The sequence below is a fragment of the Gemmobacter denitrificans genome (assembly GCF_036964905.1).
GTDB lineage: Bacteria > Pseudomonadota > Alphaproteobacteria > Rhodobacterales > Rhodobacteraceae > Gemmobacter > Gemmobacter denitrificans.
Genome location: NZ_JBALHR010000004.1, coordinates 214,818 through 237,503, shown reverse-complemented (window position 1 = coordinate 237,503; position 22,686 = coordinate 214,818). Strand labels below are relative to the sequence as shown.

Genomic DNA, 22,686 nt, shown 5'->3' with positions numbered 1-22,686 from the left:
CCGACCTGTCCCAAGCGAAATTCGCCAGCGCAGGTTTCCGATGGGAAATATCGGAACAGGTGGCGGAAACTTTCCATAAATGGAATTTTCAATCCAATTCCTGTGCCGCTGCGACGAATCGTCCCGCAAAAGAAAAACCCCGGTGCCCTGCCTGGGCTCCGGGGTCATTTGATGCGTCTTGCGTCACTCAGGCGGTGGGCTCGGGTTCCATTCCGCCATCGGGTTTGACGCGCGGTTTGGTCTTGGGGATCGCCAGAACCGACCCGCCTCCACCGCTGTCACCACCGGTTCCGGCATCGCTGTCGCCGCCCAGCGGTTCACCTGCGATGACCTTGCGAATCTCGTCGCCGGTCAGGGTTTCATATTCCAGCAGCCCCTGCGCCATGCGCTCGAACTCTTGCTCGTTCTCCAGCAGGATGCGGCGGGCCTCCTGATAGCCATCGTCAATCAGCCGCTTCACTTCGGCTTCGATCAGCTGCTTGGTTTCGGCTGACACCGAGAAGCCCCCGGTATTGCCGGTATAGCCCTGATGCGCCTCGGCATAATCGACATTGCCCACAACATCCGACATGCCCCACCGCATCACCATCGCGCGGGCAAGGCTGGATGCCTGCTGGATATCGCCCACCGGGCCAGAGGACACGCCCTCTTCGCCATATTTGATGATCTCGGCGGCCTTGCCAGCCATGGTCATCGCGATCTTCTGCTTGGCCTCATCCTTGTGCATCTGCAGCCGGTCCATTTCGGGCAGGCTGACCACCATGCCAAGGGCACCGCCGCGCGGGATGATGGTGGCCTTGTAGACCGGGTCGCATTTCGGCAGTTTCAGCCCGACGATGGCATGACCAGCCTCGTGATAAGCGGTCTTTTCCCGCTGGTCCTGCGTCAGCACCATCGAACGGCGCTCTGCCCCCATCATCACCTTGTCCTTGGCGTTTTCGAAATCATCCATGGTGACAAAGCGGCGGCCAACGCGGGCAGCCATCAGCGCCGCCTCGTTCACAAGGTTCATCAGATCGGCGCCCGAAAAGCCCGGGGTGCCGCGCGCGATGGTGCGCAGGTCCACGTCAGGCCCGACCGGCACCTTGCGGGCATGCACCGTCAGTATCTTTTCGCGGCCCTTGATGTCGGGGTTGGGCACATGGATCTGACGGTCAAAACGGCCGGGGCGTAGCAGTGCCGGGTCCAGCACATCCTTGCGGTTGGTGGCGGCGATGATGATCACGCCTTCATTCGCCTCGAACCCATCCATTTCGACCAGAAGCTGGTTCAGGGTCTGTTCGCGTTCGTCATTGCCGCCGCCGATGCCCACGCCCCGGGCGCGGCCCACCGCGTCAATCTCGTCGATGAACACGATGCAGGGTGCGTTCTTCTTGGCCTGTTCGAACATGTCGCGCACACGGGATGCACCGACCCCCACGAACATTTCCACGAAATCCGAGCCCGAGATGGTGAAGAAGGGCACACCCGCCTCGCCCGCAATCGCCCGGGCCAGAAGGGTTTTACCGGTGCCGGGCGGGCCGACCAGCAGCGCGCCCTTGGGGATCTTGCCGCCCAGACGGCTGAATTTCTGCGGGTTGCGCAGGAATTCGACAATCTCTTCCAGTTCTTCCTTGGCTTCGTCGATGCCGGCCACGTCATCAAAGGTCACGCGGCCCTGCTTTTCGGTCAGCAGCTTGGCGCGCGATTTGCCAAAGCCCATGGCCCCGCCGCGTCCGCCACCCTGCATCCGGTTCATGAAGAAGATCCAGATGCCGATCAGCACGATGAAGGGCAACCAGACCCCCAGCAGGCTGAGCAGGCCCGATTGTTCCTGCGGTTCGGCCTTCACTTCCACGCCCTTGGCGATCAGCCGGTCGGTGATTTCTTCGCCCTGCGGCTTGATGGTGGCATAGGTGTTTCCATCCTTGCCACGCACCAGAACCCGTTCGCCATCCAGCGTCACGCTTTGCACTTGGCCTTCATCGACCCGGGCAATGAATTCGGAATACGACAGGTTGCGCGAGGCGGTCGTAGTGGTTCCGGTGCTGAACATGTTGAACAGCGCAAGGATCAACAGGAACAGAACAACCCAGAAAGCGATATTGCGTGCGTTACCCACGAGGGAACTCCTTGGAAGCGGGCGCGAGAGGGCGGCGCCCGCGCGATCTTGGGACTAAAATAGACATCTGGGGCCGGGGTTCAATGCGATATGACGAATAAGCTGAAGTCGGGGCTCAATGTCGCGGTCCAGCCTGCGGTTTTTCCGGCCAGCGGGGCGGAAATCAGCCGATCCCCCAGCCAGATGCCGGGGCTGGCCAGAAGCGCATCGCGCGATCCATGATCCCGCCAGCCGGGGCATTGGCGCAAACCGTCAGGGCCAAGCGCGGCAATGGCCTGCCCTTCCTGCACGGGGCCGGACAAGTGCCAGCGATGATCCCAGATCAGGCCGGGCTGTACCGGCCCCATGACCGCGCGCAACTCGCGGCTCACCATGCAGATGTCGCCCTTGCAGCGGAACCGCACCCCGCCCAACGTGGCATCCCTGCCTTCGGCCAGCGCTGTGAAAAGCTGGGAAAGCTTGCTTTCCCGCGGGGGATATGGCGCGCCGCTGTACCATTGGATCATCGCAATCAGCAGGCGGCGGCGGATTTCCGGGTCGCTGTCAATCAGCGCAGACCTCTGGACCTGAAGCGCCCCCCCGGTCACTGTCACCCGGTCGCGGGCGGCATGGGCCACCGAGTTTTGCACCGTATCCCGCGCAGCTGACAGATTGGAAATCACATCTGACAGCCGATCGACCGTTATCCCCAGCGGCTTCAACGCCTTCAGCGCACGTCGGGCCTTTACCCGCGTGAAACGGTCATTGTCATTCGACGGATCGTCGATCCAGCCCAGCCCATTGCGGCGCAGATAGGCGCGCAGGGTTTCGCGGGTGTGGCGCAACAGCGGGCGATGCCATGCGATGCCCTGCTCCTGCCACTGCCCCCGCATCCCCGACAGGCCATCCAATCCCGCCGCGCGCCCCAGGTTCATCAGAAAGCTTTCGGCGTTATCATCGGCCGTATGGCCCAGCATCACATGGGGGATGCCCTGCCCCCGCGCCCAATCGGCGATCAGGGCAATCCGGGCGCGGCGGGCCTGATCCATCAGGTTGCCCTGCGCCGCCGGGCCCGACCAGCGCAGCACCCGATGCGGGATACCAAGCCCCGCGCAAAGCTCTGCAACCTGCGCCGCCTCGGCCGCACTGTCAGGCCGCAAGCCGTGATCCACCGTGACGGCATGCAGGGTAAGGCCTGCGGCGGGTGCCGTGCGGTGCAACAGATGCAGCAGCGCGACAGAATCGCCACCGCCCGAAACCGCCACCGCCAAAGACAAGGGCGCGGCCCCGCAAGGCCGCGCCGGAACAAGCGCCTGGGCCACTGTCTGCAAAAGCGCGACTTCTGCGCTTTCCATCAGCGACCCATCGGTCATTGGCAGGCCAAGGCGGCCAGTTTGCCCTGCGCTTCGGTCGCGTCGGCACTGCCGGGGAAGCGAAGACCCACTTCCTGCAGGGTCACGCAGGCCTCGGCCACCTGTCCAAGATCGGCCAGACCCTGCCCCAGCTTGACCAGTGCCAGCCCTGCCATCGGGCCATCAGGCCGTCCGGAAAAGGCATTCAGCCAGGACCGCGCCGCCCCTGCCGTATCGCCCGCCTGTTTCAGCGCATCGCCCTGCAGGACCTGCGCTTCCTGCATCAGGGGGCTGCCCGGGTAGGCCGTGGCAAAGGCCGCAAACTTTTCCGCGGCGGCTCGAAAGTCACCCTGACCGAGCACCTCCTTGGCCCGGTCAAAATCGCCCTGTTCCCCGACCGCAAGTTCGGGCCCCGGTGCTGCGGGGGTGGTTTCGATGGGTGCCGGGGCGGTATCGCCGCCCAGTGCGGACGTGGGCGGAATGGCCCCGACATCGCCACCTTCCAGTTCCACCACGCGGAACTCCAGATCGCCGATCCGGTTGGTGCCGTCCGCGACCACACGGTTCACCTTCAGTTCCACCTGTTCGGTCTTGGCGGTCAGGCGCATCAATGCGGCCTCGATCGCGTCCAGCCGCTCCAGCGCATTGGCGCCGGCCACGCCGGTTGCCACCGCGCCGGTGGTCACCAATTCCTGTTTCAGCGCCGCGAACTCGCCGTTCAGCGCGGCAAGCTCGGCCTTGATATCGGCCAATGACTGCGCCCGGTCCTGCGCAAATGCCAGACCGGGCAGCAGCATCAGCGCCAGCGCAAAGACGCGAAGGCGCATCATCCTCAGGCCCCCGCGCCTGCCGACAGCACGGTCACCGCGCGCCGGTTCTTGGAGAAGCAGGCCTCGCTGGCGCAGACTTCGATCGGGCGTTCCTTGCCATAAGACACGGTGCGCATGCGATGCCCGGCAACGCCTTGCGAAATCAGGAAGTTCTGCACCGCGCTGGCACGGCGGGCCCCAAGGGCAAGGTTGTATTCGCGCGTGCCCTGTTCGTCGGCATGGCCTTCGATGATGATCGCGAAATCGGCATTGGTGTTGAGCCATTGCGCCTGACGGGTCAGGATCGCGCGGGCCTCGTCCGACAGGGTGGATTGGTCCACCGCGAAGAAGACGCGGTCCCCGAGTGTCTGCTGGAAATAGGCGACCGAAGTCGGATCATTCGGCCCGCCCAGGGCCGACCCGTTGATCCCGCCTGCACCAAGCCCACCCGCGCCGCCATTTGCCCCGCCCGCACCATAGCGGTTGGGGTTGTTGCAGGCGGCCAGACCCAGAACCGAAATCAGAAGCAGGGCTTTGCCAATATACGCCATGTTTTTATCCTTTGCGTGGTGCTGTCCCGACCGGGCCAGCGTATCAGGTTTGGCCCACCGGGGGAATCGGTGGGCGCGTGAACTTTGTTACGGAAGCAAGGGCGACCATGCCGGGTCGGATGCCGCCGTGCCGGTCTGGATCCGCTTCAGATTGCGCCCCGAAACATCGACCGAATACAGCATCGGATCACCACCCGGGTCTTGCCGGGTGAACATGATCACACGCCCATTGGGCGACCAGGTCGGTCCTTCGTCGATGTAGCTCGAGGTCAGCAGTTTTTCCTCGGTGCCATCGGCCAGCATCACGCCGATATGGAACCGGCCTGCATTCTGCTTGGTGAAGGCGATGTAATCACCGCGCGGCGACCAGACCGGGGTGCCATAGCGCCCCGCGCCGCCCGAAATCCGCGTGCCCTCGCCGCCCGAGGCGGGCATGACATAAAGCTGCTGGTTGCCCGACCGGTCGCTTTCAAAGACGATCTGGCTGCCATCCGGGCTGAAGGAGGGCGCGGTTTCGATGGCAGGGGAATTGGTCAATTGCCGCAGACCGCCCCCATTCACGTTCAGCGAATAGATATCGGTATTGCCGCCGCGTTCCAGGCTGAACACCACGGTCTGCCCGTCCGGCGAAAAACGTGGGGCAAAGGTCATGGTGCCCGGCTGTTCCCCCAGCCCCCGGATCGCCAGATTGGCGACATCCATCACATAGATCTGCGGAAAGCCCGAAGAATAGGAGGTGAACAGGATACGGTCCCCGGCAGGCGAAAAACGCGGCGCCAGCACGATGGACGAGGAATCCGTCAGATAGGACACATTCGCGCCGTCATAGTCCATCACCGCCAGCCGCTTTTGCCGTTCGGATTTGGGGCCTGCTTCCGACACGAACACCACGCGGCTGTCGAAATAGCCGCTTTCACCGGTGATCCGGCTATAGACCGCATCGGCCACCTTATGCGCCACCCGGCGCCAGCTGCCGGCATCGCCCGCGAATTGCAGGCAATCTTCCAGCGTGCCATTGGCAAAGACGTCATGCAGGCAGAACTTCACCGCCACCTGCCCGCCACTTGCCTGCACCGCACCGGTGATCAGCGCCTGCGCATTGATCGCCTGCCAATCGGGATAGGACACCGCCGTGTCAAAAGACGTGATCTGCTGGATATAGGCATTGGGCGGGATCTGCGCGAACAGCCCCGTCCCGGCCAGATCGGCGGCGATCACGCTGCTGATATTGGCCGCCAGCTCGCCCGCGCCACCTTCATCCACAAAGGTCGGAAGCGCGAAGGGCATGGGTTCGATCACCGGGCTGCCCAGGGTGATCGTCAGCCGGGCTTCGGCCGGCGTGGCCAGCATCGACTGGCCTGCAATGGTGGTGGCGACCATGGCGGCCGCCGTCAGAAGAGTGCGAAACCTGCTCATCCGGGCCTCTGCTTTCCTTTTGTCGCGGCGGCACCCGTGCGGCCCGCCGTCTGTCCTGTTCCCATGGGCGGGATCACCGCGCCCTGTGCTGTTTGGTCGGCACCCCGACCGCATTCGTTCAACTGCTGAGGCCAAGGATCACCTTCCCCATACCCCGGGCTGGCCGGGCCTGTTCGGCCCAGGGGCTGCCCCGGGCATGCAAGAGGGACCTTGTCGCATCCACCCGATCACAGGCCCACCCTTCCCTTGTCGAAGATCAATTCCAGTTCGCGCCATGATTCATACTTTTCATCCGGCAGCGGGAAGCCATTGGCTCCGCAGCGCAGAATTGCGCGCCGTGCCGCCTCGAAGGCCTGCCGCCCTGCAGCATCGGATGCGCTGTTCGACGCCAGTTCGATACTGGTCGCAACCGGCTTCTTGTCGGGGCCGATGGTGACGTAAATCGAAATGACGGCGCGCTGCGCCTCGGTGGATAGCGACCCCACATTCCAGCAACGCTCCACCGCCACGCGCAGCGCATCCTTTTCACCCGATGACATGGGCGGCCCGTTGGCGGCGATCCCGCGGCCCGGTGCGCTGTTCTGGTTTGCGGCAGCCGCAGCGGCCTCTGCCGCTGCAGCCTCTGCCGCTTCGGCGGCCAGCGCCTCGGCCACGGCATCATCGGTGGCCTGGGCGTCAACATTGGAACTGCTGGCCGCTGTGCGCGGCGGTTCAGGTGTCGGATCGGGGCGGCGGGGCCGGGATTGCGGGCGTTTGGAGCTGGTCGGGGCCAGCGTTGCCTGTTGCTCGGTTTCCGTCGCCTCGGTCACCACTTCGGTCGCGGCCTCGGGCGGTGCAGCGGCCTCTTGCTGTTCTTCGGCCGGGGGTGTTTCGGGCGTCGCTTCCTCGGCCACGGCCTGCTGCACCTCGTCCGCTTCGGCCACGTCTTCGGGCGGCGCGTCCTGAGGCACCGGGGCCACACGGTTCGACGGGCGTGGGCGCGGGCGGGGCGAACTGGTGATCACGGCCACCGGCTGTTCCTGTTCCGACGGCGGTGCAATCGGTTCCGGCACCGGCTCGGGCTGCGCCACATCAGCTTCGGGCAGCGGATCGACAACAGGTTCAGGGTCCGCTTCCGCAGGCGGAGGCGGTTCGGCCACGGGTTCGGCAGGACGCTCTTCCACCGGAGGCGTGGGCCGCGTTGGTGGACGCAGCGATTGCGTCGGCGCAACCTCTTCGGGCGTTTCGGTCTCGGGCGGGGCTGCGCTACCGCCTGCCGCCTCCATCATCGCGTCGAAATCGGCGCTCGAAATCGTGCTGACCGACATGGCCTCAGGCTCTGCCGGTGGCGGTGGGCGAAACAGGACATCGCCGAACAGCACCCAGAGGATGACGACCGTATGGCCGACCCCCGAGACGACAAAGCTTTTGTCCATGTCACGCAGCATGGCCGACCTATTCGTTCGGCTGGGCGGCGGCGCCCCCCGCCTCGGCCCCCATCAGCGGGCCATTGCTGTCGGTGACCAGCCCGATATTGCGGAACCCGGCCGCATTCAGCGCCCCCATCACCTGCGCCACCCGTTCATAGGGCACCGCCCCATCGGCGCGCAAAAAGATCTTGTCAGACTCGCGCGTGGCCGCAATCGCCTGCAATTGCGGGATCAGCGTGGTCTCGTCGGCCTCAGCATTCATCAGGAACAGCTTGCCCGTCGCATCGATCGACAGGGCCAGCGGCTCTTCCTGTTCGGTGGGCAGGCTGGCCGCGGCGGTTTCCGGCAATTGCAGCGGCACACCAACCGTCAGCATCGGTGCCGCCACCATGAAGATGATGAGCAAGACCAGCATCACATCGACAAAGGGCGTGATGTTGATGTCAGACATGGCAGCGGAATTGCCCCGCCGCCGTCCGCGCCGACCGCCCCCGCCCGATTTCTTGGCAACCCCTGCTCCCATGGGTCAGGCGTCCAGCTGGCGCGACAGGATGGTGGCGAATTCGTCGGCAAAAGCCTCATATCCGCCCAGGATACGTTCGCTGTCGGCATTCAGCTTGTTGTAGAACACCACGGCGGGAATAGCGGCGACAAGGCCGATCCCGGTGGCCATCAGCGCCTCGGCGATGCCCGGCGCCACGGTCGCGAGGTCGGTGTTCTTGGTGGCGGCGATTTCGGTGAAGGCATGCATGATGCCATAGACAGTGCCGAACAGCCCGATGAAGGGCGCAGTCGAACCCACCGTGGCCAGAAAGGACAGGCCGCTGTTCAGCGCTTCGGATTCGCGCGAAATGGCCACATCCATCGCACGGTCGATGCGCGATTGCGCCCCCGCGATCAGCCCACCATCCTGTCGGTGGCTGCGCCGCCATTCCAGCATGCCAGCCGCGAATATCTTTTCGCTCTGGCCTTCCGGGGCGGGGCCGATCTTCTCGAACAGCTCGTCCAGCGGCTCGCCCGACCAGAAGGCCCGGTCGAAGACCGCAGCCTCTGCCCGTGCCGCGCGGAACATCAGATGTTTGCGAATGATGATGGCCCATGACCAGAAGGACATGATCAATAGCCCGATCATCACCAGTTTGACGGTGATGGTCGCACGGGCAAAAAGCCCGATGAGCGAGAAGTCGATCTCGCTTGCCGCCGTGCTTGCCGCGGTGACGGTTTCCATGATGTATACGCCTGCTCTTGCTGTCGTGCCGTTTCCCGGCCGCTCTTACGCCTGATTCTACCCTGATTTTAGGGGGATTGCCAACACAACCTCGTCAAAAGGCCGCAATCCGCCGATCATTTTGCTGCGCCGCAGCAATAGTCAGCCGGTCAGGGCTGCACGAACCTGCGGTGGCAGGCGTGCGGCCCTCCCGTTATCCCCCAGACAGACCAGCGTAACCGCCGCGGTAAACAGGGTATCCTCACCACGCCGGACGGTCTGCCACAGTTCGATCCGCGAGCCGCCAAGTTCGCGCAACTCTGTCGTGACCTCCAGCAGGTCGTCGAAAACCGCAGGGCGCAGGTAATCGGCCACCACCCGGCGCACGGCAAAGACGATACCGTGATCCGCCTTCACCTGCGTCTGATCCACGCCCCGCGCCCGCACCCATTCGCTGCGGCCCCGTTCGATGAACTTCAGGTAATTGGCATAATAGACGATCCCGGCCAGATCGGTGTCTTCGTAATAGACCCGCACCGGATGCACATGCGTCATGCCACGCCCCCCTGCCCGATACGCGCCACCAGCCGCAAGGCATGGCTGGGATCCCGCGCCACGGCGGGCATCACCCGATCATAGCCTGCGCGGATCACCGCGCCGATTTCCGGGCGCAACACCACCTGCCCGCCCGCCAGCGCCAGCGGCGAGGATTCGGCAAAGGCCCGGTCAGACCACAGGCAGATCACCTGCACCGCCTGATTGAGCGCCAGCGTTTCAGCCGGCAACGCCGCAAGTTCGTCATCCATGCGGATGAACACAAAGGCCGCCTTGATCGCGCCGTCGGCATCAAAGCGGAAAGCCCGGTACTGATTGGCCCCCTGCGCGGCCAGCCGGGCACAAAGTGGGGCCAGATCGGGCACAAGCCGGTCAAGGTTCGGCACCTCGGTCAGTTCGGCCCAGTCGCGGAAGAAGAACAGCATCAGATTGGCCCCCAGTTCCGGGTCCGTCTCGGCCATCTTGTGCCCGGCCAGCGCCACGACCGCCTCGATCGCGCCCTTCACGGTGGACAGCGTGGCGTCATCGACCCCGAAGACCACCGGCACGATGGGCCGCCCCCACCGGGCAAAGAGATATTCCCCTGTCGCGCGCGTGAACAGCGCTTCCACCCCGGCTGCGTCCATGGTTTCCTCGTCAGCAAAGCCCGGCCCGGATAGCGGCTTTCCCGCCCCGGCTCAAGCACAGGAGAAACGGATGCTGAAAGGGATCGACCCGCGCGTGACACCCGACCTGATGGATGTGCTGATGCGCATGGGGCATGGCGATGAACTGGCGGTGGTGGACAGCAACTATCCCGCCCATGCCCTGCCGACGCGCAGCAACAGGGTGGTCGAACTGCCCGGGCTGGATGTGGTTCAGGGCTTGGGTCTGATCCTTGGCCTGATGCCGCTGGACGGGTTCACCGATTATGGCGCATTGTGGATGGAACGCGATGGCGCGGGGTCGAACCCCGATCCCGTGCATCGCGCGGCGCTTGAGGTCATCGCAGCGGCACTGCCCGAAGGTGCGCAGGCCAGATCACTGGAACGTCAGGCCTTCTATGCCCATGCCCCCGGCTGCTTTGCGGTCGTGCGCTGCACCGAAAACCGCCCCTTTGGCTGTTTCATCCTGCGGATGGGGGTGGTGTTCTGACGCCCGGGAGCCAGCTTCCCGGCTGAGGCGACGCCGGGGTCTTTCCACGGCACTGCCTCCGATGGGGTTCGATGCCCCTTTCGGCAGCCACTTGTTTCATGAATCGAACAAACCGCCCTGCGTCGGAGCGCGTGGGGCCTCAAGCCCGATATGCCGCCAAGCCTTGGCCGCCAGCATCCGCCCGCGCGGGGTGCGCTGGATCAGGCCTTGTTGCAACAGATAGGGTTCGATCACCTCTTCGATCGCATCGCGGCTTTCTGACAGGGCGGCGGCGATGGTTTCCACCCCCACCGGGCCGCCGCCATAGTTTTCGGCCAGCAGCAACATGTAGCGACGGTCGGCGCCATCAAGGCCCAGATTGTCCACCCCCATCCGCGTCAGTGCCCGGTCGGCAATCGCGCGGGTCAACCGGCCATCGCCCTCCACCGTCACGAAATCCAGCACGCGGCGCAGCAGCCTGCCGGCAATCCGCGGCGTGCCACGGGCGCGACGGGCGATTTCGCGGGTGCCTTCGGGCAAAGGTTCGATCCCCAGCAGCCGCGCGCCGCGGGTCACGATGTGATCCAGTTCATCCTCGGTATAGAATTGCAGCCGGGTCGGGATGCCAAAGCGATCGCGCAAGGGTGTGGTCAACAGGCCCAGCCGCGTGGTTGCCCCGACCAGCGTGAAGGGCTGCAGGTCGATCCGCACCGTCCGGGCGGCAGGCCCTTCGCCGATCACCAGATCCAGCGCAAAATCTTCCATCGCGGGATACAGCACCTCTTCCACCACGGGCGACAGGCGGTGAATTTCGTCGATGAACAGCACGTCGCGCGGTTCCAGATTGGTCAGGATCGCGGCCAGATCGCCCGGCTTGGCCAGCACCGGCCCCGAAGTCATGCGAAACCCCACCCCCAATTCGCGGGCGATGATCTGGGCCAGCGTCGTCTTGCCCAGACCCGGCGGGCCGTGGAACAGCGTGTGGTCCATCGCCTCGCCGCGCATCCGGGCGCTTTCGATGAAGATACGCAGATTGGCCCGCGCCTCGGCCTGCCCCACGAAATCCTCCAACACCTGCGGGCGAAGCGCGCGATCGGCGTCTTCGGGCAGGCGGTCGGGGCGAAGGGCGGGATCGGGCTGCTGGGTCATGACCGGAACAATCCCCGAACGCGGCCCCTTTTGCAAGGGGGCGGGTCATGGCCCGATGCGCTACAGAAAGCTCTGGGGGTCGATATCGACGGCCAGCCGAATGGCGTTGGGCTGTTTCAACTGCGCCAGCCATTCGGCAATGGCCGCCTGCAACGGCGCCCCTTTTTCGGCCTTGATGAGCAGCCGCACACGATGGCGCCCGCGCACCCGCGCAATGGGGGCCGGGGCGGGGCCGAAAAGCTGCGCCCCGATGCGACGCAACGGCCCGTCGCGCCGCGCCAGTTCGGCCGCGAAATCAAAGACCGGCTGCACTTCGGGGCCAGAGAGGATGATCCCGGCCATGCGGCCATAGGGCGGCACGCCTGCCGCCTGCCGTTCCGCCGCCTCGGCCCGCCAGAACCCCTCTTCCTCGCCGCTCAGGATCGCGCGGATCACGGGATGTTCGGGCTGATGACTTTGCAGCAGCGCAAGGCCACGGCGGTCGCCCGACCGCCCGGCCCGGCCTGCAACCTGCCGCATCAGCTGAAACGTGCGTTCGGCCGCGCGCAGGTCAGAGCCTTGCAGGCCCAGATCGGCATCGATCACCCCGACCAGCGTCAGCAGCGGAAAGTTGTGCCCCTTCGCCACGATCTGCGTGCCGATGATGATATCGGCCCCCCCCGCCGCGATGGCCTCGATCTGCTCTTTCAAGGCGCGGGCCGACCCGAACAGGTCTGATGACAGGATGGCCAGCCGCGCATCGGGAAAGCGTTCGACCACCTCTTCGGCCAGACGTTCGACACCGGGGCCGACGGGGGCCATCCGGCCCTCGACCCCGCAAGAGGGGCAGGCGGTGGGCACAGGTTTCGTGGCACCGCATTGGTGGCAGACCAGCCGCGCCAGAAAGCGGTGTTCCACCATCCGCGCATCACAATCGTCGCAGCCGACCTGATGGCCACAGGCGCGGCAGATGGTCATCGGCGCATAGCCGCGACGGTTCAGAAACAGCAGCGATTGTTCCCCCGCCGCCTGCCGTGCCCTGACAGCTTGCGCCAGCGTGTCGGAAATCCAGCGATTGGCGGGCAGTTTTTCGGCCCGCATGTCGATGGCGCGCATGTCGGGCAGTTCAGCCGTGCCAAAGCGCGAGGACAGATCAAGCCGCTGATACTTGCCCTGATCGGCATTCACCCAGCTTTCAAGGCTGGGCGTGGCCGAGGCCAGCACCACCTGCGCGCCACAGATCGCCCCCCGCAGCACGGCCATGTCGCGGGCATTATAGAGCACGCCCTCTTCCTGCTTGTAGGAAGTGTCGTGTTCCTCATCCACCACCACCAGCCCCAGATGCTGAAACGGCAGGAACAGCGCGGAACGCGCGCCCACCACCATCTGCGCCCGGCCTTCGGACACCATCTTCCAGACCCGGCGGCGTTCGGTCTGGGTGACGCCGGAATGCCATTCGGCAGGACGCGCGCCAAACCGCGCCTCGACCCGTTTCAGAAACTCTGCCGTCAGCGCGATTTCCGGCAGCAGCACCAGCGCCTGCCGCCCCTTGCGCAACGTGGCGGCGACGGCCTCCAGATAGACCTCGGTCTTGCCGGAACCGGTGACGCCTTTCAGCAGAGTTGCGTGAAAGCCACCCTGTTCGACATTGGCCACCAAGGCATCGGCGGCGGCGATCTGGTCGCCCAGCAACGTCGCCCCCGGAACGGGATCAAGCGTGGGGAAAGGCAGATCGCGCGGGGCGGCCTCTTCGGCAATGACACCCGCCTTCACCAGCCCCTTGATGACCGAGGCCGTGCAGGCCGCCGCCTCGGACAATTCGCCCAAGGTGACCGCGGCGCCTGCAAAATCGCGCAGGGCTTCGATCACCCGCAGCCGGGCATCGGTCAGCCGGTTGGGCACCGGCCCGCCCAGCCGATAGACCTTTCGCGCCCCCGGCGGATCGAACAGGCCCGGGCTGCGGGTCGCCAGCCGCAACATGGCGGGCAAGGGGGTCAGGGTGTAATCGGCGGCCCGGGCCAGAAAGCTGCGCAATTCGGCCCGCATCGGGCGGGCATCCAGAACCCGCGTCACCGGGCGCAGCCTGGCCAGATCGAACGACCCCTCGCCCGCCCCCCAGACCACGCCCAGCATCCGCCTTGGGCCAAGCGGCACCTCGACAAAATCGCCTGTGCCGCATCCGCCTTCGGGGGCCAGATAATCCAGACAGCCCGACAGGGCCCGCCCCAGCGGTTCGGTCAGCAAGACCCCCACCCTGTCGCCCGGTGCAAAGACGCGGTCCAAGGCAATCCTTTCTTTTCCCTGTCGTCTCCTTGGGCTAATACGGCGCCGAGAGCGCCTGCAACCCCATGAGGACATTCCCGATGAAATTCTTCGTCGATACCGCCGATGTGGCGGCCATCCGTGAGCTGAACGACCTTGGCATGGTGGACGGCGTCACCACCAACCCTTCCATCATCCTGAAATCCGGGCGCGACATCATCGAAGTGACGCGCGAAATCTGTTCCATCGTTTCGGGCCCGGTTTCCGCCGAAGTGGTGTCGCCCGACGCCGAGGGCATGATCGCCGAAGGCCGCAAGCTGGCCGAGATTGCCGAGAACATCACCGTCAAGGTGCCGCTGACCTGGGACGGGCTGAAGGCCTGCAAGGTGCTGTCGGGCGAAGGCAAGATGGTGAACGTGACACTGTGTTTCAGCGTCAACCAGGCGCTGCTGGCCGCCAAGGCCGGGGCCACCTTCATCAGCCCCTTCATCGGGCGGCTGGATGACATCAATCTTGACGGGCTGGAGCTGATTTCGGACATCCGTCAGGTCTATGACAATTACGGGTTCGACACGCAGATCCTTGCCGCCTCGATCCGCACCGTGAATCACGTCACCCAATGCGCGCTGATCGGCGCGGATGTGATGACCGCCCCGCCTTCGGTGATCAAGAGCATGGCCAACCATGTGTTGACCGACAAGGGGCTGGAGCAGTTCGAAAAAGACTGGGCCAAGACCGGCCAGAAGATCCTGTAATCTGCTGCTGTGGCCCGGCCCCCTTTCGGGCGACCCGGGCCACAGCCCCCATTCAGCCGCCTGCGCTGATGCCCCCTTTTCCCCCTTCGAACATTTTCCCGCGACAAGCCCCCCGCGCATTTGCTAGACTTGCGCAAAACCAACAAACGGGCAGTGAAGATGATCGAACCGGATCTCCGCGACCGGATTCTGGAAAAGCCGGAAACCATCCTTGAAGACCGCGATCTGATGCGCGCCCTGATCGCCGCCAATGATCGGGCGATGGGCAGCAATATCGTTGATCTGCGCGGCATCGCGATGGAACGGCTGGAAAACCGGCTGGAGCGGCTGGAGGATACCCACCGCACCGTCATCGCCGCCGCCTATGAAAATCTGGCAGGCACCAATCAGGTGCATCGGGCAATCCTGCAGATGCTCGACCCTCTGTCCTTCGAAGAATTCCTGAAAAGCCTGGCATCGGATGTCGCGCAGACCTTGCGGGTCGATTGCATCCGGCTGGTGCTGGAATCGGTGCAAGAGGCCGAAGACCCGGCGCTGCGCCGTCTGGGCGATGTGCTGTTCGTGGCCGAACCGGGCTTCATCGCCGATTACGTTTCGGGCGGGCGCAATGTCTCGCTGCGCCCGGTCACCCTGCGTCAGACCATCCCGTCTTCGAACCTGATCTATGGCGAAACCGCCGGCTGGATCAGGTCCGAGGCGCTGTTGCGGCTCGATTTCGGCAAGGGTCGGTTGCCGGGCCTTCTGGTGATGGGCTGCGAAGACCCGCATCACTTCAAGCCCACGCATGGGACCGATCTGCTGGCTTTCTTTGCCGGGGTCTTTGAACGCACCATGCGGCGTTGGCTGTCATGACGCTGACCATATCTCCGGCGGCGCGGGACGCGCTGGAGGCATGGCTGACCCATCTGCGCGCGCTGGATGGCAAGGCAGAAAGGACCGTGGCGGCCTATGGGGCCGATCTGCGCGGGTGGCTGGCCTTTCTGGCCCGGCATCGCGGCGAGACCGAAGGTCTGTCCAGACTGATCGAAGTGCCGGTTACCGATATCCGTGCCTATATGGCCCATGAACGGGCGCGCGGGGTTTCGCCCCGGTCGCTGGCACGGGCGCTGAGCGCAGTGAAGAATTTCACCGCCTGGCTGGCCGAACGGCAAGGGATGGATGCCACCACCCTGCTGCAGATCCGTGGCCCGCGCTTTCAGAAAAAGTTGCCGCGTCCGCTCAGCATTTCTGGCGCGACCGAGGTGCTGGACAGTATCGGCGACGATGCCCGCCAGCCCTGGATCGCGGCGCGCGACACGGCGGTGGTGACGCTGCTTTACGGCTGCGGGCTGCGGATTTCCGAAGCGCTTGGCCTGACCGGGGCCGAGCCCCCCCTGCCCGAGGTGCTGCGCATCCGGGGCAAGGGCGGCAAGGAACGGCTGGTGCCGGTGCTGCCCGCCGCGCGCAAGGCGGTTGCAGCCTATGTCGAGGCCTGCCCTTTTGATCTGTCCCCGACCGAACCGCTGTTTCGCGGCCTTCGCGGCGGTCCGCTGAACCCCCGGCTGATAGCCGCCGCGATGGAACGCACCCGCAACCGGCTGGGCCTGCCCGCCAGCGCCACGCCCCATGCCCTGCGGCACAGCTTTGCCACCCATCTGCTGTCAGCGGGCGGGGATTTGCGGGCCATTCAGGAATTGCTGGGCCATGCCTCGCTGTCCACCACCCAGGCCTATACCGGGGTTGATGCCGCACGGCTGATGGAGGTCTATGACGCCAGCCACCCCCGTGCGGGCCATCACCGCACGCGCAACGCGGCGCGCTGACAGTTGCTTTTCCCGTTCTGATCGGTGAAATGGTGCCATGTCGATGCGTCTCAAAGCCTTGTCTGTTCACCTGTTCACCGCCACCGGTGCCGTTCTGGCCATGCTTGCCATGCTGGAGGCGGTGCGCGAACGATGGGACATGATGTTTCTCTGGCTGGTTGTGGCGCTGTTCGTCGATGGCATCGATGGCCCGCTCGCCCGTCGCTATGACGTGAAACACAATTGGCCCACCTATGACGGGCAATTGCTCGATCTCATCATCGACTATCTGACCTATGTGTTCATTCCCGCCTTTGCGCTGTTCCAATCTGGCCTCTTGCCAGGCTGGACCGGCTGGCTCGCGATTATCGTGATCACCTATGGGTCGGTCGTCTATTTCGTGGATACGCGGATGAAGACGAAAGACTGGTCCTTTGCCGGATTTCCGGCCTGCTGGAACATGGTCGTGCTGGTGATGTTTGCGCTGCATCCGGGGCATTACGTCATTCTGGGCGTGGTAGTTCTGCTGACCATTGCCATGTTCACCAACCTGAAATTCGTCCACCCCACCCGCACCCAACGCTGGCGCGAAGTGACGCTGCCCATGTCCATCGCATGGACCTTTTTTGCGGGTTGGGCGGCTTGGGTCGATTTCCACCCCGCAAGCTGGGCGCATTGGGGGCTGGTGGTGACATCGGTTTATCTGACATTGGCGGGCATTGCCCAGCAGATCATCCCCGAACGGCCACGCCGGATCGCCTGACGCCCGAAGCTAAAGCCGCGTCACGATCACCCCGACCACGATCATCAGCGCGGCAATCGCCTTGTCGCGTGTCATCCTTTCGCCGAAAGCCAGCCAGCCGATCAGAACGGCGAACAGGATGGATGTTTCTCGCAGCGCCGCCACGACAGCAATCGGCGCCACAGTCATCGCCCAGATCGAAATGGCATAGGCCCCGTAAGAGGCCAGCGATGCAAAGCTGCCCACCGCCCAGGCCCTTGGTGCGGCCGGAAACACCGCCCGCCCCTTCCATAGCGCCATGCCACAGCTAAAGATCAGCCCGTCTGCCACAAAGACCCAGGCGACATAGGCGATCGCATCCCCCGAAATACGCGCCCCCAGACCATCCAGCAGCGTATAGGTCGTCGTGGCCAGGGCAGACCCCACAGCAAAAGGCAGAAGCCTGCGGCTTTCGCCATCGGTGAAAACGCCGCGCGCCATGACGCCGATCCCAAGCGCCAGCAAGGCAATCCCGGCATATTGCGCCGCGCTGATTGCATCTTCCAGAAAGACCGCGCCAAACAGCGCCACGATCATCGGCGCAGTGCCGCGGGCAATGGGATAAACCCGGCTTAGATCGCCGCGCTCATAGGCGAAGGTCAGAAAGGTCTTGTAGAAGAAATGCGTGCAACCTGCCGCAATCACCCAGGGCCAGGCTTCCGGTGCGATGGCGGGGCGCGGCAGCGCAATGATGAGACCGATCGGCACCTCGGCCACCGACAGGATCACCATGGCACCAACCTTTGACGTGCCCAGCTTGATCAATGCGTTCCACAGAGCATGCAGAAAGGCCGCCCCCAGAACCGCCAGCAGAACCCAGATCGTCAAGACTTGCCACCCACCATCAGATCAGCAGCCCTGCTGCGCCTTCAAAGCGCAGCAAGGCCACCTTGGTTTCCACGCCGCCCGGTGCCGAAAACCCGCCGAGGGTGTTTTGCCCCAGCACCCGGTGGCAGGGGATCAGGATCGGCAACGGGTTCGCCCCGCAGGCCTGCCCCACCGCCTGGGCCGGGGCCCCCACGGCGCGTGCAATCTCGCCATAGCTGCGGGTTTCGCCCAGCGGAATGGCCGCCATGGCCCGCCGCACCTTTTCGTGCAGCCCCTGCCCCCAATCCAGTGGCAGATCAAAGCGCGTCAGGCGGCGGTCGAAATAGGCCTGCAACTGGGCCAGCCCTTCGGCGATCAGCGGCGACGCCTCGCCGCTGCCCGGCCCCCAGACCAGCGCCACCAGACGCCCATCCGCTTCGCGCAGCGACACCGGGCCAAAGGGGCTTTGCACCGTCGTCATGGCGCGGGGATCAGGGTCACCGGATTGATCTGATCGTCATAGCTGGCATCCACCTCATAGCGGATCAGGCGAAAGCCTTCGTCCACAAGCTGCCATTCTGCCGTTGAAGACGCATCCCCCAGGCCCCGCCATTTGCTGAATTCGAACACCCGCCCGGTTGCGGCGTCCATCTCGGCATTGACCAGGAAGGGGCTGGCGGACCAGCCGGCGATCTTTACCTCTTTCAGCGGGCTTTCGGGGTTGGCCGGGTCTTCCGTCACAATGGTCAGATCGGGCCGCGCAAAGCCCTGCGGCACCAGCCCCCAAGCGGGCGATTGCACCATGACCACCGAGGTCATGTTATAGGCCCCCAGCATGCAGGTAAAATGCCACAGCGTCACCGGCGTCGGATCACCGCCCCAGCTGTTGGGTGAGGTCATCTCGAGCCGCTGCGGCGGTTCGGCCAGTTTGCCTGTTTCGTCAAAGGCCGGAGCGCAGGCTTCGGCATAGGCCGCCGAAAAGGCCGCAATCGCCGCATCATCGGCAGGATCGGCCCAAACCGGGCTGACCATCAGGCACAGCGGCAGGGCAAGCAGGGCGAATGGGCGGGTCATGCAAGGGCTCCGTTGTTTTGCGCGATGCTGGCACGGGCCAAGCCGCGCCACAAGCGCAAGGCCACGAATTGGCGGCGCTTTCCGGCCCGGCACCGGCCTTTTGCCGCGATCTGGGCGGGCCTGCGCGGATTGGCCGCTATGCGGGACAAACCGGCGCTAGCCCCCCTTGAAGAAGGTCACCAGCAAATCCCAGATCGGACGCAAGGCCGCCACAACCGCCTGCCCTTGTGGCGTCGCGATCCAGTTTTGAACCTTATCGCCGCATCGGCCAGACGGCCCGTGGCGGCCGCCGCGCCGGTCAGCAATCCGACAATCGCACCAATTGCAGTCAAACCGCGTTTCAGTAGCGCCGGCCTGACCCTCGCCGAGGTCGAGGCCATGTTGCATGACGAAGGGGCGGACCCTGACAGCCCGCCCCCTCCAAAATTGCCTTGCAGGCAGGCGCGTTAGCCCAAAGCCTCGTCGCAGCGGGCGCAGGTTTGCGCATGCTTGTGCGTGCCCACATCCGGCAGGATCTGCCAGCAGCGGGCGCATTTCTCGCCCTCGGCCAATTCAAACACCACAGCCACGCCGGGCTGTTCCGGCAGGCGGAAGGCCTCGGCGGGGGCCGGGTCTGCCGTCACCTGAATGGCGCTGGTGATGCAGACCTGCGCGAAATCGACCGATTTCAGCGCGGCCAGCATGGCCGCATCTTCCACATGCACCACGGGCGCGGCCTCAAGGCTCGCCCCGATCACCTTGGCGCTGCGCTGCACCTCCAGCGCTGCCGTCACAACGCGCCGCGCCAGACGCACCTGCGCCCATTTCGCCGCCAGCGGCTCATTGAGCCAATCCTTCGGCGTGTCAGGGAAATCGGTCAGGTGGATCGACGAGCCATCTTGCGGGAACCGCTCCAGCCAAACCTCTTCCATGGTGAACACTAGAATGGGTGCCAGCCACGAGGTCAGCCGGTGGAACAGGATATCCAGCACCGTGCGCGCCGCGCGGCGGCGGGTGCTTTCCGGTGCATCACAGTACAGCACGTCCTTGCGGATGTCGAAATAGACCGAAGACAGATCAACCGTGCAGAAGGTGAACAGCTTCTGGAACACGCCCTGGAAATCATAGGCGGCATAGCCCTTGCGCACCTCGGTATCCAGCTCGGCCAGGCGGTGCAGCACCCATTGCTCCAGCTCTGGCATTTCGGCCGTTTCCAGACGCTCGGCCTCGGTGAACCCTGCAAGGTTGCCAAGGATATAGCGCATGGTGTTGCGCAAGCGGCGATAGCTGTCGGCCACGCCTTTCAGGATTTCCTTCCCGATGCGCAGATCGACCGTATAGTCCGAGGTCGCCACCCACAGACGCAGGATATCGGCGCCATATTCGTCGATCACCTGCTGCGGGGCCACGGTATTGCCGAGCGATTTGGACATTTTCATGCCCTTCTCGTCCAGCGTGAACCCATGGGTCAGCACCCCGCGATAGGGCGCCCGGCCCTTGGTGCCGCAGGCTTGCAGCATCGACGAATGGAACCAGCCGCGATGCTGGTCGGTGCCTTCAAGGTAAAGATCGGCCAAGCCATCCTCGGTGCCGTCAGCACGGTCGCGCAGCACGAAAGCATGGGTAGAACCACTATCGAACCACACATCCAGCACGTCAAAGACCTGTTCATAATCCGACGGATCGACGATGCCCTGCAGCACCTTTTCCTTGAACCCTTGCACATACCAGACATCCGCGCCCTCGGCCTCGAAGGCCGCCGCGATGCGCTTGTTCACCTCTGCGTTGAGCAGCAGGAAATCGGCATCCGTGGGCCGCGCGCCCTTTTTGGTAAAGCAGGTCAGCGGCACGCCCCAGGCACGCTGGCGCGACAGAACCCAGTCAGGCCGCGCCTCGATCATCGAATGCAGGCGGTTGCGGCCCGAGACCGGCGTGAACTGCACCAGATGGTTGATCGAATGCAGCGCGCGGGCGCGGATCGTATCGCCATAGGCGCCCTTGCCATCCTCGATCTTGGCATCAATCGCGGCAAACCATTGCGGGGTGTTGCGATAGATCACCGGCGCCTTGGAGCGCCACGAATGCGGGTAAGAGTGCTTCAGCTTGCCCTTGGCAAACAGCGCCCCCGCCCCGTGCAGCGCCTTGATATTGCTGACATTGGCCGGGCCTTCCTTGCCCTCGGGCGTGATGATGTGCTGGCCTGCAAACAGCGGCAGATCGGCACGATAGGAACCATCCGCCTCGACGTTATAGGTCATCTTGAGGCCGAACTTGAGGCCAAGCTGATAGTCGTCATCGCCGTGCGAAGGCGCGGTATGCACAAAGCCGGTGCCCGCGTCATCGGTCACGTGGTCGCCCGGCAGCATCGGCACGTCATAGTTCCACTCTATGACAGGCATACCATCGGCGTCCTTGATCCCACGATAAGGATGCGCCGCAACTAACTCCGCCAAAGTTGATGCATCGACACGCTCGACAACGCGCCAATCTGTGACCTTTGCCGCCCTAAATACATCTTCAGCGAGTTTGCGCCCCAGGATGAGCTTTTCACCGACAACTGCAAGGCTTCCGTCCGCGACGGCAAGAACCTCAAAAAGATCGTATGGAAACGCCTCAGAGTAAGCAACGGCGCGGTTCTGCGGGATTGTCCATGGCGTCGTAGTCCAGATCACAACCGAAGCTTTTGATTCCTCTATTCCTTGTGCCAACTTGTTGGCTTGAGACTCTTCAAAGGGCTGGTCACCGTCTCTAGAAGAAGGAACTTGATTGCGCTTTGCTCTAACCTTGAACCGCACCCATACCATATGGCTGGTATGGTCGTGATACTCCACCTCGGCCTCGGCCAGTGCGGTCTTTTCCACCGGCGACCACATCACGGGCTTCGACCCCTGATACAGCGTGCCGTTCATCAGGAATTTCATGAATTCCTCGGCAATCACCGCCTCGGCGTGGAAATCCATCGTCAGGTAAGGGTCAGCCCAATTCCCCGCAACGCCCAGGCGCTTGAACTCCTCGCGCTGGATATCCACCCAGCCTTCCGCGAATTTGCGGCATTCCTGACGGAAGGCCACCACATCCACATCATCCTTGTTCAGGCCCTTGGCGCGATACTGCTCCTCGATCTTCCATTCGATCGGCAACCCATGGCAATCCCAACCCGGCACATAGCGCGCGTCATGGCCCAGCATCTGCTGGCTGCGCACGATGAAATCCTTCAGGATCTTGTTCAGCGCGTGGCCGATATGCAGATGGCCGTTGGCGTAAGGAGGGCCATCATGCAGCGTGAAGGGCTTGCGGCCCTTCTTTTCGCGCAGCCGGTCATAAACCCCGATCTCCTCCCAGCGTTTCAACCAGCCGGGCTCGCGGGCAGGCAGGCCCGCACGCATCGGAAAGGCGGTTTCGGGCAGGAAGACAGGGTACTTCGGATCGGTTTCAGGCGTGTCGGCGCACATCTCGGGCAGTCCTCGGAGAGATCGGAAAGGGGCAGCCCGGCTTGGGGCCGCAAGCAGAATGCGTAACCCGGCGGCTGATCAGCACGCCGGGACGGTAATTCGATGGATGAGCGCGGTCAGGGTCATCATGCGGGCCTTATACGCAAGGCCGCGCGCCGGGTCCAGCCTTTCGGGC

21 protein-coding genes are annotated in these 22,686 nt (G+C 64.3%); 5 read left to right on the top strand and 16 right to left on the bottom strand.

What is annotated here, in order from left to right; translation table 11 throughout:
- Positions 1-187: 187 nt before the first annotated feature.
- The 10 genes from ftsH to V6590_RS09200 form a co-directional block, all read right to left on the bottom strand.
- Positions 188-2,101 (bottom strand): ATP-dependent zinc metalloprotease FtsH, encoded by a 1,914-nt coding sequence (ftsH, locus tag V6590_RS09245; protein ID WP_335422181.1) that lies wholly within the window; start codon positions 2,099-2,101, stop codon positions 188-190.
- An 80-nt stretch (positions 2,102-2,181) separates the two neighbouring features.
- Complete coding sequence (gene tilS / locus V6590_RS09240) at positions 2,182-3,435, bottom strand: tRNA lysidine(34) synthetase TilS (protein ID WP_335422179.1); 1,254 nt, start codon at positions 3,433-3,435, stop codon at positions 2,182-2,184.
- A 14-nt stretch (positions 3,436-3,449) separates the two neighbouring features.
- Positions 3,450-4,259 (bottom strand): tol-pal system protein YbgF, encoded by an 810-nt coding sequence (gene ybgF / locus V6590_RS09235; RefSeq protein WP_335422513.1) that lies wholly within the window; start codon positions 4,257-4,259, stop codon positions 3,450-3,452.
- A gap of 5 nt (positions 4,260-4,264) precedes the next feature.
- The gene (gene pal, locus V6590_RS09230) at positions 4,265-4,792 is read right to left on the bottom strand and encodes a peptidoglycan-associated lipoprotein Pal (protein WP_335422177.1); all 528 of its coding nucleotides are present in this window, start codon (positions 4,790-4,792) and stop codon (positions 4,265-4,267) included.
- Positions 4,793-4,879: 87 nt separating this feature from the next.
- The gene (gene tolB, locus V6590_RS09225; protein ID WP_335422511.1) at positions 4,880-6,142 is read right to left on the bottom strand and encodes a Tol-Pal system beta propeller repeat protein TolB; all 1,263 of its coding nucleotides are present in this window, start codon (positions 6,140-6,142) and stop codon (positions 4,880-4,882) included.
- A gap of 293 nt (positions 6,143-6,435) precedes the next feature.
- Positions 6,436-7,635, bottom strand: coding sequence for a cell envelope biogenesis protein TolA (locus tag V6590_RS09220; protein ID WP_335422175.1), 1,200 nt, complete (start codon positions 7,633-7,635; stop codon positions 6,436-6,438).
- A gap of 7 nt (positions 7,636-7,642) precedes the next feature.
- Complete coding sequence (gene tolR, locus V6590_RS09215; RefSeq protein WP_335422173.1) at positions 7,643-8,140, bottom strand: protein TolR; 498 nt, start codon at positions 8,138-8,140, stop codon at positions 7,643-7,645.
- A 3-nt stretch (positions 8,141-8,143) separates the two neighbouring features.
- Positions 8,144-8,845, bottom strand: a complete 702-nt coding sequence (gene tolQ / locus V6590_RS09210; RefSeq protein ID WP_335422171.1) for a protein TolQ — start codon at positions 8,843-8,845, stop codon at positions 8,144-8,146.
- Positions 8,846-8,986: 141 nt separating this feature from the next.
- On the bottom strand, positions 8,987-9,379 hold the full coding sequence (gene ybgC, locus V6590_RS09205; protein WP_335422169.1) for a tol-pal system-associated acyl-CoA thioesterase: 393 nt from the start codon (positions 9,377-9,379) through the stop codon (positions 8,987-8,989).
- Complete coding sequence (locus V6590_RS09200) at positions 9,376-10,005, bottom strand: hypothetical protein (RefSeq protein WP_335422167.1); 630 nt, start codon at positions 10,003-10,005, stop codon at positions 9,376-9,378. The genes ybgC and V6590_RS09200 overlap by 4 nt, the downstream gene beginning before the upstream one ends.
- 70 nt (positions 10,006-10,075) lie before the next feature.
- On the opposite strand from V6590_RS09200, the gene V6590_RS09195 reads away from it, so the two are divergent.
- Positions 10,076-10,513, top strand: coding sequence for an RbsD/FucU family protein (locus V6590_RS09195; protein ID WP_335422165.1), 438 nt, complete (start codon positions 10,076-10,078; stop codon positions 10,511-10,513).
- A gap of 96 nt (positions 10,514-10,609) precedes the next feature.
- Here V6590_RS09195 and ruvB read toward each other — a convergent pair whose 3' ends face one another.
- Both ruvB and V6590_RS09185 read right to left on the bottom strand, forming a co-directional pair.
- Complete coding sequence (gene ruvB / locus V6590_RS09190) at positions 10,610-11,641, bottom strand: Holliday junction branch migration DNA helicase RuvB (RefSeq protein ID WP_335422163.1); 1,032 nt, start codon at positions 11,639-11,641, stop codon at positions 10,610-10,612.
- Positions 11,642-11,701: 60 nt separating this feature from the next.
- Entirely contained in the window at positions 11,702-13,873 is a 2,172-nt protein-coding gene (locus tag V6590_RS09185) for a primosomal protein N' (RefSeq protein WP_434063245.1), read from the bottom strand.
- A 110-nt stretch (positions 13,874-13,983) separates the two neighbouring features.
- Between V6590_RS09185 and fsa the strand changes: the two genes are divergently transcribed.
- From fsa to V6590_RS09165, 4 genes are all read left to right on the top strand, one after another.
- Positions 13,984-14,637: a fructose-6-phosphate aldolase gene (gene fsa / locus V6590_RS09180; RefSeq protein WP_335422159.1), complete on the top strand. Its 654-nt coding sequence runs from the start codon at positions 13,984-13,986 to the stop codon at positions 14,635-14,637.
- 159 nt (positions 14,638-14,796) lie between these two features.
- On the top strand, positions 14,797-15,489 hold the full coding sequence (locus tag V6590_RS09175; RefSeq protein WP_335422157.1) for a DUF484 family protein: 693 nt from the start codon (positions 14,797-14,799) through the stop codon (positions 15,487-15,489).
- Positions 15,486-16,439 (top strand): tyrosine recombinase XerC, encoded by a 954-nt coding sequence (locus V6590_RS09170; protein ID WP_335422155.1) that lies wholly within the window; start codon positions 15,486-15,488, stop codon positions 16,437-16,439. Before V6590_RS09175 ends, V6590_RS09170 begins: the two co-directional genes overlap by 4 nt.
- Positions 16,440-16,476: 37 nt before the next feature.
- Positions 16,477-17,181 (top strand): CDP-alcohol phosphatidyltransferase family protein, encoded by a 705-nt coding sequence (locus V6590_RS09165; RefSeq protein WP_335422154.1) that lies wholly within the window; start codon positions 16,477-16,479, stop codon positions 17,179-17,181.
- 9 nt (positions 17,182-17,190) lie between these two features.
- Here V6590_RS09165 and V6590_RS09160 read toward each other — a convergent pair whose 3' ends face one another.
- From V6590_RS09160 to ileS, 4 genes are all read right to left on the bottom strand, one after another.
- Positions 17,191-18,027 carry a DMT family transporter gene (locus V6590_RS09160; RefSeq protein ID WP_335422151.1) on the bottom strand — a complete coding sequence of 279 codons (837 nt, stop codon included), beginning with the start codon at positions 18,025-18,027 and terminating at the stop codon, positions 17,191-17,193.
- Positions 18,028-18,043: 16 nt separating this feature from the next.
- Positions 18,044-18,487, bottom strand: coding sequence for a methylated-DNA--[protein]-cysteine S-methyltransferase (locus V6590_RS09155; protein ID WP_335422148.1), 444 nt, complete (start codon positions 18,485-18,487; stop codon positions 18,044-18,046).
- Entirely contained in the window at positions 18,484-19,080 is a 597-nt protein-coding gene (locus V6590_RS09150) for a DUF1176 domain-containing protein (protein ID WP_335422146.1), read from the bottom strand. Before V6590_RS09150 ends, V6590_RS09155 begins: the two co-directional genes overlap by 4 nt.
- Positions 19,081-19,526: 446 nt before the next feature.
- The gene (gene ileS, locus V6590_RS09145) at positions 19,527-22,511 is read right to left on the bottom strand and encodes an isoleucine--tRNA ligase (RefSeq protein WP_335422144.1); all 2,985 of its coding nucleotides are present in this window, start codon (positions 22,509-22,511) and stop codon (positions 19,527-19,529) included.
- Between the last annotated feature and the right edge of the window lie 175 nt (positions 22,512-22,686).

Bases quoted from the DNA above. Each gene is read 5' to 3' on its own strand.
- V6590_RS09165 (WP_335422154.1), top strand. From the start codon at position 16,477: ATGTCGATGCGTCTCAAAGCCTTGTCTGTTCACCTGTTCACCGCCACC.
- ybgF (WP_335422513.1), bottom strand. From the start codon at position 4,259: ATGCGCCTTCGCGTCTTTGCGCTGGCGCTGATGCTGCTGCCCGGTCTG.
- tolB (WP_335422511.1), bottom strand. From the start codon at position 6,142: ATGCTGGCCACGCCGGCCGAAGCCCGGCTGACGATCACCCTGGGCAGC.
- tilS (WP_335422179.1), bottom strand. From the start codon at position 3,435: ATGGAAAGCGCAGAAGTCGCGCTTTTGCAGACAGTGGCCCAGGCGCTT.
- V6590_RS09195 (WP_335422165.1), top strand. From the start codon at position 10,076: ATGCTGAAAGGGATCGACCCGCGCGTGACACCCGACCTGATGGATGTG.
- V6590_RS09170 (WP_335422155.1), top strand. From the start codon at position 15,486: ATGACGCTGACCATATCTCCGGCGGCGCGGGACGCGCTGGAGGCATGG.
- V6590_RS09200 (WP_335422167.1), bottom strand. From the start codon at position 10,005: ATGGACGCAGCCGGGGTGGAAGCGCTGTTCACGCGCGCGACAGGGGAA.
- V6590_RS09220 (WP_335422175.1), bottom strand. From the start codon at position 7,635: ATGCTGCGTGACATGGACAAAAGCTTTGTCGTCTCGGGGGTCGGCCAT.
- V6590_RS09175 (WP_335422157.1), top strand. From the start codon at position 14,797: ATGATCGAACCGGATCTCCGCGACCGGATTCTGGAAAAGCCGGAAACC.
- tolQ (WP_335422171.1), bottom strand. From the start codon at position 8,845: ATGGAAACCGTCACCGCGGCAAGCACGGCGGCAAGCGAGATCGACTTC.
- ybgC (WP_335422169.1), bottom strand. From the start codon at position 9,379: ATGACGCATGTGCATCCGGTGCGGGTCTATTACGAAGACACCGATCTG.
- fsa (WP_335422159.1), top strand. From the start codon at position 13,984: ATGAAATTCTTCGTCGATACCGCCGATGTGGCGGCCATCCGTGAGCTG.
- tolR (WP_335422173.1), bottom strand. From the start codon at position 8,140: ATGGGAGCAGGGGTTGCCAAGAAATCGGGCGGGGGCGGTCGGCGCGGA.
- ileS (WP_335422144.1), bottom strand. From the start codon at position 22,511: ATGTGCGCCGACACGCCTGAAACCGATCCGAAGTACCCTGTCTTCCTG.
- ruvB (WP_335422163.1), bottom strand. From the start codon at position 11,641: ATGACCCAGCAGCCCGATCCCGCCCTTCGCCCCGACCGCCTGCCCGAA.
- V6590_RS09155 (WP_335422148.1), bottom strand. From the start codon at position 18,487: ATGACGACGGTGCAAAGCCCCTTTGGCCCGGTGTCGCTGCGCGAAGCG.
- pal (WP_335422177.1), bottom strand. From the start codon at position 4,792: ATGGCGTATATTGGCAAAGCCCTGCTTCTGATTTCGGTTCTGGGTCTG.
- V6590_RS09150 (WP_335422146.1), bottom strand. From the start codon at position 19,080: ATGACCCGCCCATTCGCCCTGCTTGCCCTGCCGCTGTGCCTGATGGTC.